Annotated in this window: 10 protein-coding genes; 2 read left to right on the forward strand and 8 right to left on the reverse strand. The window is 71.2% G+C overall.

Going from position 1 to position 12,417, the window contains the following annotated elements:
• Positions 1-291: 291 nt before the first annotated feature.
• From ACIA73_RS29095 to ACIA73_RS29125, 7 genes are all read right to left on the reverse strand, one after another.
• A complete protein-coding gene (locus ACIA73_RS29095) occupies positions 292-495 on the reverse strand; it encodes a cold-shock protein (RefSeq protein ID WP_069572018.1) in 204 nt (67 codons plus the stop codon).
• Between the two features lie 256 nt (positions 496-751).
• A complete protein-coding gene (locus ACIA73_RS29100; RefSeq protein ID WP_399441773.1) occupies positions 752-3,070 on the reverse strand; it encodes an ATP-binding cassette domain-containing protein in 2,319 nt (772 codons plus the stop codon).
• 315 nt (positions 3,071-3,385) lie between these two features.
• Positions 3,386-4,666 (reverse strand): ABC transporter substrate-binding protein, encoded by a 1,281-nt coding sequence (locus tag ACIA73_RS29105; protein ID WP_399441774.1) that lies wholly within the window; start codon positions 4,664-4,666, stop codon positions 3,386-3,388.
• Positions 4,663-5,814: a branched-chain amino acid ABC transporter permease gene (locus ACIA73_RS29110; RefSeq protein WP_399441775.1), complete on the reverse strand. Its 1,152-nt coding sequence runs from the start codon at positions 5,812-5,814 to the stop codon at positions 4,663-4,665. The genes ACIA73_RS29105 and ACIA73_RS29110 overlap by 4 nt, the downstream gene beginning before the upstream one ends.
• Positions 5,807-6,697 carry a branched-chain amino acid ABC transporter permease gene (locus ACIA73_RS29115; protein WP_399441776.1) on the reverse strand — a complete coding sequence of 297 codons (891 nt, stop codon included), beginning with the start codon at positions 6,695-6,697 and terminating at the stop codon, positions 5,807-5,809. The genes ACIA73_RS29110 and ACIA73_RS29115 overlap by 8 nt, the downstream gene beginning before the upstream one ends.
• Positions 6,694-7,479, reverse strand: coding sequence for an ABC transporter ATP-binding protein (locus tag ACIA73_RS29120; RefSeq protein ID WP_399441777.1), 786 nt, complete (start codon positions 7,477-7,479; stop codon positions 6,694-6,696). The genes ACIA73_RS29115 and ACIA73_RS29120 overlap by 4 nt, the downstream gene beginning before the upstream one ends.
• Complete coding sequence (locus ACIA73_RS29125; RefSeq protein ID WP_399441778.1) at positions 7,476-8,324, reverse strand: ABC transporter ATP-binding protein; 849 nt, start codon at positions 8,322-8,324, stop codon at positions 7,476-7,478. Before ACIA73_RS29125 ends, ACIA73_RS29120 begins: the two co-directional genes overlap by 4 nt.
• A 192-nt stretch (positions 8,325-8,516) precedes the next feature.
• Here ACIA73_RS29125 and ACIA73_RS29130 point away from each other — a divergent pair, with 192 nt between their 5' ends.
• Both ACIA73_RS29130 and ACIA73_RS29135 read left to right on the forward strand, forming a co-directional pair.
• The gene (locus ACIA73_RS29130) at positions 8,517-9,737 is read left to right on the forward strand and encodes a PucR family transcriptional regulator (protein ID WP_399441779.1); all 1,221 of its coding nucleotides are present in this window, start codon (positions 8,517-8,519) and stop codon (positions 9,735-9,737) included.
• Positions 9,738-9,804: 67 nt separating this feature from the next.
• Positions 9,805-10,524 (forward strand): nitroreductase family protein, encoded by a 720-nt coding sequence (locus ACIA73_RS29135; RefSeq protein ID WP_399441780.1) that lies wholly within the window; start codon positions 9,805-9,807, stop codon positions 10,522-10,524.
• Positions 10,525-11,125: 601 nt separating this feature from the next.
• Here the strand turns inward: ACIA73_RS29135 and ACIA73_RS29140 are convergent.
• Positions 11,126-12,250, reverse strand: a complete 1,125-nt coding sequence (locus tag ACIA73_RS29140; protein ID WP_399441781.1) for a glycerate kinase — start codon at positions 12,248-12,250, stop codon at positions 11,126-11,128.
• Positions 12,251-12,417 lie beyond the last annotated feature (167 nt).

Raw genomic sequence — 12,417 nt, forward strand, 5'->3', positions numbered from 1 at the left:
TTCCTCGATACGGCTCGTATCGAGGAATTCCGGGCGGCGGAAAGCAGGTGAATGCCGCATGGAATCGCAGGAACGGGCCGGAAATACGAAAATGAATTCTGGCCGTTCGAATATCAAGCCGTTCGACCAAACGGTCGAAAATTGCGGCGAATTCAAAAAGTCAGTGGAGCGCCCCGGGGGTAAACACCGGGGGGACCGGGAGGCGAGACACAGCCTGGCCCGGAAACGCAACGAGCTGGGGCCCGCACCCCAAGGTGCGGGCCCCAGCTGCGTGATGCTTGCCTGTGATGCTTAGGCGGGGGTGATGTTCTCGGCCTGCGGGCCCTTCTGGCCCTGCGTGACGTCGAAGTTCACCTTCTGGCCTTCCTGGAGCTCGCGGAAGCCCTGGGCGGCGATGTTCGAGTAGTGGGCGAAGACGTCAGCGCCGCCGCCGTCCTGCTCGATGAAGCCGAAGCCCTTTTCCGCGTTGAACCACTTCACGGTGCCAGTAGCCATGTCAAATCTCCTTGGGGCAGTACCCGGATGCCACACTGCGTGGAACCCGTGTCGCCGTGATGATTGCCCCGCCCGGCGTAAGCCGGAAATAAAAGCTTTGGGAACCACAACTGCAACTGAGATCGACAGTAGCACGGAAATACAGCGCGAGCACCCGAGACCATTTCCCACCGCTTTCTTCTCGGCCATCGGAGGGACATCTCGGCGCTCGGAAGAGTTTTTCTGTCACGGCCACGACAGGTATTTCCCGGTGGGATCAGACGCGCTCCGCCTCGACGTACTCCCGCAGGTGCTGGGCGGTCAGGGTGTCCCCCTTGGTGACGAGCTCTTCCGGGGTCCCGGTGAAGACCACCTGGCCGCCGGCGTGGCCGCCGCCGGGGCCCAGGTCGATCAGCCAGTCAGCGTGGGCCATGACCGCCTGGTGGTGCTCGATGACGATGACCGTGTTGCCGTCGTCGACCAGGCGGTCCAGGAGGGCGAGGAGCTTGTCGACGTCGGCCATGTGCAGGCCGGTGGTCGGCTCGTCCAGGACGTAGGTGGCGGCCTTCTCGGCCATGTGGATGGCGAGCTTGATCCGCTGGCGTTCACCGCCGGAGAGGGTGTTCAGGGGCTGGCCGAGGCGGAGGTAGCCGAGGCCGACGTCCATGAGGCGGGAGAGCAGGGTGCGGGACTGGCCGGTGGTGAAGAAGTCGTGGGCCTCGGTCACCGACATGCCCAGGACCTCGCTGATGTTCTTGCCGTTCAGCGTGTACGCGAGGACTTCGGCGGTGAAGCGCTTGCCGCCGCAGACCTCGCAGACGGAGGCCACGCCGGCCATCATCGCGAGGTCCGTGTAGACCAGCCCCAGGCCGTTGCAGTGCGGGCAGGCGCCTTCGGAGTTGGCGCTGAAGAGGGCGGCCTTGACCCCGTTGGCCTTGGCGAAGGCGTTGCGGATGGGGGTCAACAGACCTGTGTAGGTGGCCGGGTTGGAGCGGCGGGAGCCCCGGATCGGGGACTGGTCGGCGACCACGATGCCTTCGCGGCCGGGCAGGTTCCCGTGAATGAGGGAGCTCTTGCCGGAGCCCGCGACGCCGGTGACCACGGTGAGCACACCGGTGGGAATGTCCACGCTGACGTCGCGGAGGTTGTGCTGGGTGGCGTTCCTGATGGAGAGCCGGCCGGTCGGGCGGCGTACCTCCGTGCGCAGTTCGGTGCGGTGGGCGAGGTGGTCGCCGGTCAGGGTTCCCGACGTACGCAGGCCTGCCACGTCGCCGCTGTAGCAGAGCTCGCCGCCCGCCTCGCCCGCGCCGGGGCCGAGGTCGACGATGTGGTCGGCGATGCGGATGACCTCGGGCTTGTGCTCGACGACCAGGACGGTGTTGCCCTTGTCGCGCAGGCGCAGCAGCAGGTCGTTCATGCGCTGGATGTCGTGCGGGTGCAGACCGGTGGTGGGTTCGTCGAAGATGTACGTCACGTCGGTGAGCGAGGAGCCGAGGTGGCGGACCATCTTGACGCGCTGGGCCTCGCCGCCGGACAAGGTGCCGGCCGGGCGGTCCAGGCTGAGGTAGCCGAGACCGATCTCGACGAGCGAGTCGAGGAGGTCGCGGAGGCTGGCCAGGAGCGGGGCGACACCGGGGTCGACGATGCCCCGGACGAACTGGGCCAGGTCGCTGATCTGCATCGACGAGCATTCCGCGATGTTCACCCCGGCGATCTTCGAGGAGAGCGCCGCCTGCGTCAGCCTCGTACCGCCGCAGTCGGGACAGTCCGCGAAGACCACCGCACGGTCGACGAAGGCCTTGGTGGGGGCCTGCATCGAGTCGCGGTCCTTGACCAGGATCGTGCGCTGGACGCGGACGATCAGGCCCTCGTAGGTGAAGTTGTTCTTGCCGACGCGGACCTTCACCTGCGGCTTGTGGAGGAAGTCGGCCCACTCCTGCTCGGTGAAGTCGGCGAGCTTCTTGTCCGGGTCGTAGAAGCCGGAGTTGACCATGATCTGCCAGGGCCAGGAGTCCACGGCGAAGCCGGGGACGGTGATGGCGCCCTCGTTGAGGGACTTCTCCCGGTCGACGAGCTGGTCGACGGCGATGTCGGAGACCTGGCCGATGCCTTCGCAGCGCGGGCACATGCCTTCGGGGACGTTGAAGCTGAAGGCGCCCGCGCCGCCGATCTGCGGGCTGCCGATCCGGCTGAAGACGATGCGCAGCATGGCGTACGCGTCGGTGGCGGTGCCCACCGTGGAACGGGAGTTGGCGCCCATCCGCTCCTGGTCGACGACGATCGCGGCGCTGAGGTTGAGCAGCCCGTCGACGTCGGGGCGGCCGAGGCTCGGCATGAAGGACTGGAGGAACGCCGTGTAGGTCTCGTTGATCAGCCGCTGCGACTCGGCGGCGACGGTGCCGAAGACCAGCGAGGACTTACCGGATCCGGAGACTCCGGTGAACACGGTGAGGCGGCGCTTGGGCAGGTCGACGGAGACGTTGCGCAGGTTGTTCTCGCGGGCGCCGCGGACCTGAATGAGGCCGTGGCTGTCAGCGGGGTGGGCGGTGGCCGTCTGGGGCTGCGGGGCGGGCGTGTTGGCGGTGTCCGAAGGCATGGGGTGACCCTAGACGCCGGCACTGACAGCGGCAGGAATTCGCGGGGGGCGGTGGGCTGCTGCGGTGGGGCGGGAGGAACTGGCCCGGCGCAGCGGGTCTCCTCGCGGGCGAGTGAACCGGGGTCGGGGTGGGTCGGGGCGGGTGGGACTCCGTGGGGGGGGCCGCCCCCTCGCCCGCCCGTTCCGCCCCCGGGGGGCGGCCCCGCCGCCCAAGCGGGCGGGGGGGGTAACGCCGTGAGGGGGTGGTCCCGCCGCCCGGGGCAAAGCATGGCAGGGAGAGGGTGCCCCGGGGCGGGCGGGTGGTCGGCTCGGGGGTCAGGAGCCGGCTTTGAACTCCTCTGCCGTCTTGGAGGTGGTCGCGGGCTGTACCACCTTGAGACCGCCCGGGACCTTCGCGTCCGGCTTCATGATCACGGACTGGCGGGTGGAGGGGCCCAGCGGGTTGGAGAAGTCGTGGGTGATTCCGAAGCCGTTGTCGAAGGACTTCATCGTCAGCAGCGCCTTCCCGATGCCCGCCCGGGTGAGGTTCTTCTCCGCGCAGGCCTTGGTGAGGGCCTCGCCGTAGACCTTGCCCGCCGAGTAACCGGCGACGACGCCGTTGTCGAGGCCGTCCTTGGGGTAGGCCGCCGCATAGGACTTGGCGAGGGCGGCGGGGGCGGACTCCGGGGAGCCGATCGGGAGGGTGGAGGCGGCCACGTAGTAGTCCTTCATCAGGGCGGGGCCGGCCGGGGTGGCGAGGAGTTGGGGTGCGAAGGCGGAGTTGTTGCCGACGACCGGGACATTGAACTTTCCGGCCGCCGCGACGCCGACCAGGGAGGCCGCCTGTCGCGGGCCCGCGCTGACCACGATGGCCTTGACGCCGGCCTTCTTGAGGGCGGTGACCTGGCCCGACATGTCGTTGTCGGTCGGTTTGATCTTCTGCTCGACGACCGTCAACCCGGCTTTCTCCGCGGCGAACTTGGAGCCTTCCAGGGCGTTCTCGCCGTAGTCGCCCTCGAAGTAGACATGGCCGATCTTGTCGCCCTTGGCGATGCGCTTCTGGGTGAGGAGGTAGTCGATCACATTGATGGTCTCGACGTCGTAGGTGGCGCCGATGACGCGGACGTACGGACTGCCGAGCAGCGACGCGGACCAGGCCTGCGGGAGAACCAGGCCCTTGTCCTGGGTGTCGACGCGCTTCATCACGGCGGCGACGAAGGGCGAGCCGATGAACTGGGGGAAGCCGATCACCTGGCTCTCCAGCTCGGTGTAGGCCGAGATCGCCTTCTGCGGGTCGTACCCGTGGTCGCGCACCACGAGTTCGATCTTCCGGCCGCAGATGCCGCCGGCCGCGTTGACCTCCTTGGCCCAGAGCTGCTGGGCCTGCGTGATGCTCTTGCCGAGGGAGGCGTAGACGCCGGTCAGGTCGGTGAGCAGGCCGAGCGGGATGGTCTTGTCGGTGACGCCGTCACCGGTCTTGATCCCCTTGGCATCCTCCTTGCCCGTGCTGCCGGTGCCCGCCTTGCTGCTGCATCCGGTGACGGCGAGCGTGAGGGCCAGGGCGGTGGTCAGGACGGTGACGCGGGTGCGGGACTTGCGTACGGTACGTACCTTCATTTCGAGCCCTTTCGCGGCTTGCCGAAACGCAGCGGGGACAGCCGGAGGCGGGAGAGTCCGCCCGGCAGGAACAGGACCACGGCGACGACCGCGGCGCCGTACAGATAGCGGGCCGCCTCACCGGGTGCGATACCGCCCACGCCGGTGCCGGGGGCGGTGACCAGGGGCAGGGAATCGCTGTAGCGGGTGAGGAGCTGGGGCAGCAGGGAGACGAAGGCCGCGCCGATCACCGCGCCGCGCACCGACCCCAGTCCCCCGATGACGATCATTGCCAGGAACTCCAGGGAGAGGACCATCCCGAAGTACTCGGGGACGGTCCGCTGGAAGACCAGGGCGAGCAGCACCCCGGCGAGGCCGGCGTACATCGAGGACAGGACGAAGACGGACGCCCGGTAGCGGGCCACCGGTACGCCCATCACTCCGGCGGCGATGCGGTGGTCGCGGATGGCGTTCATCGCGCGCCCCGGCCGTCCGCGCAGGATGCCGCGGGCGAAGAGGGCGCAGAGCAGGAGGGCGGCCAGGGCGACGTACCAGAGCTTCTCCGTCGACTCGAAGGGGACGTTCATGACGACGGTCTGCGAGTCGTCGAAGTCGACGCCGAAGAGGGAGAGCGGCGGCACGGTGCGGCCGTTGAAGCCGCCGGTGAGGTCGCGGGCGTTGAACAGGACGTGCTGCCCGATGAAGATCAGGGCGAGGGTGGCGATGCCGAGGTAGGCGCCGCGCAGCCGTCCCGCGATGGGGCTGAAGAGGCCGCCCGCGATGCCGGAGATGCCGACCGCGAGGAGGACGGCGAGCCATCCGGGCAGGCCGAAGCCGGTGAGTGAGCGCTCACTTCCGATGCCTTCGCTGTCGGCGGCCAGAATGCAGTAGCTGTAGGCACCGACCGCGAGGAAGAAGGCGTGGCCCATGGAGAGCTGGCCGGTGGCGCCGGTGAGGAGGTTGAGTCCGATCGCGGCGATGGCGGCGGCCATGGCGAACAGTCCGGCCTGGAGCCAGGAGCGGTCCAGATAGAAGGGCAGCGCGAGCAGGAGGACGGCGAAGGCGGTCCAGAGGTACGGCTTGGGGGTCCGCCAGCGGCCCGCAGGGGCGGGCGCGGGGGCGGCCACCGGCTCGACGCGCGGTGCGGTGGCGGATTCGGTGTCAGACACGGGCCGGCTCCTTCGTGCCGAAGAGGCCCGCCGGGCGGATCAGCAGGACCGCCACCATCACCAGGTACGGGGCGAGATCGCCGATGCCCCGGCCGAGGAAGGAGAGGTCGCTCTGGTAGCCGGTGGCCAGCGATTCGACCACGCCGACGATCAGTCCGCCCGCGAGCGCGCCCGTGGTGGAGTCGAGTCCGCCGAGGATGGCGGCCGGGAAGGCCTTCATCGCGGCGAGCGAGGTGGCGCGTTCGAGTCCCGGGGTCGGGAAGACGGTCAGGAACAGTGCGGCGACGGCGGCGAGTGCGCCCGCGACCGCCCAGGCGGAGAGGGAGACCCTGCCCAGACGTATCCCCATCAGGGCCGCCGTCTGCGGGTTCTCGGCGGCGGCGCGCATCGCCACGCCCCAGGAGGTGTAGCGGAAGGCGAGCAGGAAGGCGGCGATCAGCAGGCCCGCCGCGATCAGGGCCGCGATGCGGGTCTGGGCCATGGAGATCGAGCCGACCGTGACGACCTTGTCGCCCCAGGGGTCGCCGGGTGACAGCACCCGGGTCCCGATCCGGCGGGTCAGTTCGGTGACCAGGAGGATGTCGACCCCGATGGTGACGATGGCCAGGACGCTGTGGTCGCTGCCCCGGTAGCGGCGCATCACCAGGAATTCCACCGCGGCGCCGACGGCCGCCGCGCCCGCGATGCCGACGGCGAGGGCGAACCAGAAGCCGAGGTCGTCGTGGAGCACGGCGGTGAGGTAGCCGCCCGCCAGCAGTAGTGAGGCGTGCGCGAAGTTGACGACCTCGGTGGCCTTGAAGATGACCACGAAGCCGAGGGCGATGAGGGCGTAGACGGCTCCCATGGAGAGGCCGCCGAAGAGGAGTTCGACGAAGGTCGTCATGGTGTGGGAGCTCCCAGATAGGCCTCGATGACGGCCGGATCGTTCTGTACGTCGGCGGGAGTGCCGCCCGCGATGCGTTTGCCGAAGTCGAGTACGGTCACCGCGTCCGCGAGCCGCATCACCACCCCCATGTCGTGTTCCACCAGGACGATCGAGATGCCGAGGCTGTCCCGGACGCCCGCGACGACGGCGGCGGTGGCGCGCCTTTCGTCGGCGGTCATGCCCGCGACGGGCTCGTCCAGGAGGAGCAGTCGCGGTTCCATGCACAGGGCGCGGGCGAGCTCGACGAGTTTCTGCTTTCCGTACGGGAGGACTCCGGCGGGCCGGTCGAGGTCGTCGGCGAGCCCGACGAAGTCGGCGATCTCCCGCACCCGGTCGAGGTGTTGACGTGCCTCGCGGGCGGCGGAGGGAAGTCGCAGTCCGGTGGCCAGGAACCCGGCGCGGGTGAGGCGGTGGCGGCCGAGCATCAGGCTGTCGGTGACGGTGGCCATCGGGGGGAGCGCCAGGTTCTGGAAGGTGCGGGCGACGCCGAGGGCGGCGACCCGGTGCGGGGGCAGGCCGGTCAGTTCGGCCCCGCCGAAGCGGACGGATCCCGACGCGGGCCGGCAGACGCCGGACAGGACGTTGAAGCAGGTGGACTTCCCCGCCCCGTTGGGGCCGATGACGGCGTGCACACTGCCGGGTTCGACGGTGAAGGAGACCTGGTCGAGGGCGGTGAGTCCGGCGAACCTGACGGTGACGTCGGTGACCTGGAGGGCCGCGTCACTACGGGTCTCGGTCATGCGGTCCACCTGCTCAGCGTCGGGGCCACGGTCTGCGCCCGGCCCGCGTCCTCGGCCGCCGCCTCGTCGACGACGCCCAGATAGCGGCGGCGCACCTCGTCGGAGGCGGCGAGTTCGGCAGCCGGCCCGTGCAGGGCGACCTCGCCGACGTCCAGGACGTACGCCGTGGTGGCGAGCCGCAGCGCGAGGGCCGCGTTCTGCTCGACCAGGAGGACCGAGGTGCCGGTGGAGTTGATGTGCTGGATGGTCTCGGCGATCCGGGCGGCCATCAGCGGGGCCAGGCCGAGGGAGGGTTCGTCGAGCAGCAGGAGGCGGGGTGCGGACATCAGCGCCCTTCCCATGGCGAGCATTTGCTGTTCCCCGCCGGAGAGCAGGCCCGCGTGCTGGCGGGCGCGGTCGGCGAGTACGGGGAAGAGTTCATGGACCCGGGCGAGGGCTTCACGCGTGGCCTGGCGTCCGCCGGAGGCGCCCAGCGCCCCCGCCCGGAGGTTGTCGGCGACCGTCATCCGGGAGAACACCTGCCGGCCTTCCGGGACCTGGACGATCCCGGCGGCGACCACCCGGGCGGCACTGGTACCGCCCAGATCGCGCCCCCCGTAGCCGATGCTGCCGGTGGTGACCGCGCCCCGGTGGTATCCGAGGGTGCGCGAAATCGCCCGCAGCAGAGTGGACTTGCCCGCTCCGTTGCCGCCGAGCACGGCGACCACCGCACCGGCGGGCACATCGAGCGAGACCCCGCTCAGGGCGCGCACCGGGCCGTACCCGACGGACAGGCCCCTCACCTCCAGCGCGGACGCCGACGCGGCGGCAGTCCCTGCGCCGCCGGTATCCGTGGGAGAACCCATGGACCAACCTCCTCCCAGCCGGGCCCTGGTGACCCTTGCTGACCCGATGGCCCACAGATCAACAGTTGACACGTGTAACCGTCCAGCGGGTATGCCGGAATCGCTGCCGATGACCAGCGGCGGGCGGCGAGCGTTGTGCTCGGGCACAAAGGGTCTGTCCACCAGGCCCGGACGGTGGCATCCTCACCGGTCATGAGTGGCCGCAGAGCACGCACGGATCGCGAGTGGTCGGTGCTGGCGAGCGCGTCGGAGGTGCTCATCGAGAAGACCGGGCACCTCACTGACCTGCTCATCGGCAAGCTGCGCTCGCACTCCCCGCAATACGACATCGCCGTACCGGCAGACGAACACTGGGAGCAGATCAACGAGGCGCTGAAGTACGGGATCGAGGGCATCGCCGCCCCCAGATCCGCTCCACGCCGCGACCTGGAGTACGCCGAACAGCTCGGCAGACGGCGGGCCGAACAGGGCCTCTCGCTGGACCTGTTGCTGCACGCCTACCGCAAGGCGGGCTACCTCGTGTGGGAGGAGCTGCTGGAGACCGTACGGGAGACGGACCCGGAGTCGCTGCCGGTCCTGGTGCACACGGCGGCCCAGGTGTGGGCGGCGATGGACCGGCAGGCGGCGACGGTCGCCGACGCGTACCGGAGCACGGAGGAGGACATGCACCGACGTACCGACGAGCGGGTCCAGGCCCTGCTCGACGCCCTCCTGGAGGGGCAGGCGCCGGCTGCCGCGCTCATCGCGCAGGCGGCGGCCGGGCTCGATCTGCCCGAGCAGGGGCGGTACGCGGTGGTGGCACTGCGGGTCGAACGCTCCGGTGGGCGCGAGCAGTTCCACCGGATGACGGCGGCGGCCGGGATGCGGTTCTTCTGGCGGATGCGGACGGAGTACGAGGTGGCCGTGGTGGCCCTCGGCCCCGACACGGGCCTCGCGGAGCTGGCCGCCGAACTGGAGCGGCGGCGGGCGGGGCCGGGCGGGATGAGTCCGGTGGTGGCCGGTCTCGGTGAGTTGGGGCTCGCGCTCCGGCTGGCCGAGACGGCGCTGCGGACCTGGGCGTGCAGCTCGCCGGATCTCGCCGACGCGCCCCGGATCGTCCGGCTGGACGAGCGGCTGCCGACGGCGCTGGTGGTCGGCCAGCCGGAGCTGGCGGCGCGGCTGGTGGCGGAGGTGTTCGGTCCGCTGCTCGAACTCGATCCGGGCGACCGGGCGGTGCTGCTGGAGACGCTGGACGCGTGGCTGGTGGCGGAGGGGTCGGCGGGGCGGGCGGCGACGCGGCTGTACTGCCACCGGAACACGGTGTTCAACCGGCTGCGGCGGTTGGAGCAGTTGACGTCGCGGTCGTTGTCACGGCCGCGGGACCTCACGGAGATGACGCTGGCGCTGGACGCGTTCCGGCTGCCGCCGGCGTGAGGGGGGAGATGGTCGGGACGGGAGGTGGTGGAGGCGGGTCGCGGTGGGCGCCGTACACTCCGCGATCATGACAACTGATGCGCAGGCCAGTGGGGTTGACCCGGCCCTCTTCGAAACCATGTCCACCATGCGCGCGATGCGCCGGCTGAAGCCCGATCCGGTGCCGGACGAGCTGCTCGACCGGCTGATACAGGCCGCCGTGTGGGGGCCGAGCGGCGGGAACATGCAGCGCTTCGAGTACGTCGTGGTGACGGACCCCGCGGTGATGGCGAAGCTGGCGCCGCTGTGGGAGCGGTGCGTGGACGCGTATCTGGCGACCACCGGGAAGTTCGCCCCGGAGGGGATGGACGAGGCGGCGTACGGGCGGATGGTCGACGCGATCCGCTACCAGCGGGACCACTTCGCACAGACTCCGGCGCTGGTGATTCCGTGCTACCAGTTCCCCGCGCCGAGGATCGACGAGGAGGGCCTGGCGGCCTCGGCGGCGGCGCTGGGGGCGGAGGGGTTGCAGCACATGGGGGCGACCCAGGTGCGGTTCCAGTCGTTGGCGGAGGGGTCGTGCGTGTACCCCGGGGTGCAGAACCTGCTGTTGGCGGCGCGGGGGTTGGGGCTGGCGGCGAACATCACCATCTGGCATTTGATGCTGGAACCGGAGTGGAAGGCGGCGCTGGGGATTCCGGAGGACATGGGGACCTTCGCGGTGATCCCGGTGGGGTGGCCCAAGGGGAACTTCGGGGCGGTACGGAGGAGGCCGATCGCGGAGGTTGTTCACCGGGATCGGTGGTAGGGGGTCCGGGGCGGGGCCGGAGCTCGCGGGCTGGGGCGGTGGAGCGAGCCTCGGGCCGGTGAAGCCCGGCGGACCTGGCCGGCGGCACCAGCCCCAGGCCGGTGAGGCCCCGCACCCACGCCGATGGAGCACGGCGGGCCTGGTCGTCGGCGGGCCTCGCCGGTGGCGGGCCTCGCCGGTGGCGGGCCTGGCCGGTGGGGTCCGGCGCAGGCCCGTGGAGTGCAGGGGGCAAGGCCGTGAGCCCTGTGGCCCAGCCCGGTCGAGCCCAGGGGCCCCGGCCGGTGGGGTCCGGCGCAGGGCGGTGATGCGTGCCCCAGGCCGGTGGGGCCCGGCTCGGCCTGCCTGCGGCGCAGTTGCCCGACCCGCCCCTTCCCGAAACCGGGGGCGGGCCCCCGGGCCCCCGGTGGGTGCGTGCGGGTTCGTTGGGGCTGGTCGCGCAGTTCCCCGCGGCCCTGAGGTCCGCCGCTGAGTCATCGAACCCCTGAGGTCCCAGCGCCCCCGAGGTCCGCCTCTGGGTCGCCGCAGCCCAGAGGCCTCGCACCCCTCAGGGCCTCGCGCTCCTGAGGTCCCCGCCCCCCCCCGGGGGAGCCCGCGTCGGTGGCTACTTGAGGAAGTCGTGGCCGATTTGTTCTGCGACCTGTTCCAGGAGGGGGCCCGCGTTGGCCATGCTCTTTTCGGGGTTGGGTTCGATGGCGGTCAGGGAGTAGGCGCGGCGGATGCCCGCGCGGCCCAGTTCCTCGGCGGGGAGGGCCAGGCGGCCGCAGACCGCGACGACCTCGATGCCCTGGGCGCGGGCCGCCGAGGCCACGCCGGCGGGGGCCTTGCCGTGCAGGGTCTGGGCGTCCAGGGAGCCCTCGCCGGTGATGACGAGGGTGGCCCTGGCCAGGGCGGGGGCAAAGCCGAGGACGTCGAGCATGACCTCGATGCCGGGGCGGAAGCGGGCCCCGAGCGCGGTGAGCGCCCCGTAGCCGATGCCGCCCGCGGCGCCCGCGCCCGGGGAGTCGGCCACATCGGGGCCGCCCGCCGCCGGTCCGAGCACCGACGCGAAGTGCCCGAGGGCGGCGTCCAGCGTGGCCACATCGGCCTCGGAGGCGCCCTTCTGGGGGCCGTAGACCGCCGCGGCGCCCTTGGGCCCGGTCAGCGGGTTGTCCACGTCGCTGGCGAGGACCAGATCGACCCCGGCGCCGAAGCGTGTGTCGAGTCCGGAGAGGTCGACGGTCGCCACCGAGGCGAGCGGTCCGCCCCCGGGCCCGACCGGCTCGCCCCCCGCGTCCAGGAACCGCGCTCCCAGCGCGGCCAGCATGCCGGCACCGCCGTCCGTCGTCGCACTGCCGCCGACGCCGAAGACGATCGTCTTCGCGCCCGCGTCCAGCGCCGCCCGCAGCAGCTCGCCCGAGCCGTACGTCGTCGCCGTCAGCGCCGCGAACACACCCGGCGGGAGGTGCTGGAGGCCGGAGGCCTCCGCCATCTCCACCACCGCCGTGCCGTCCGCCTCACGGAAGGCGTACGCCGCCGTCAGGCCCTCGCCGCGCGGTCCGGTGACCCGTACCTCCCGGCGCTCGAAGCCCGCGGCCACCGCCGCCGCCACCGTTCCGTCGCCGCCGTCGGCGACCGGGAGGGACTCCACGACCACACCGGGCACCGCCCTGCGCAGCCCCGCGGTGACCCGCTCGGCGACCTGTACCGCCGTCAGCGAGCCCTTGAACTTGTCGGCGGCGACGAGCACATGTGCCCCGCCACCCCCGGGGCCCGTTGCCGGTCCCGCGAGCGGGCCCGTCTCCGTACCCTCAACTGCTTTGTTTACTGCTCCGTCCGCCACCATGCATCCCTTGCTTTCGAACAGGCAGTCGCGCCGCCCCGACCATATCCGGCACACCCACCCCCTGCCCATGG

Origin of the sequence: Streptomyces sp. NPDC051561, assembly GCF_044454195.1 — a bacterium.
Lineage (GTDB): Bacteria > Actinomycetota > Actinomycetes > Streptomycetales > Streptomycetaceae > Streptomyces.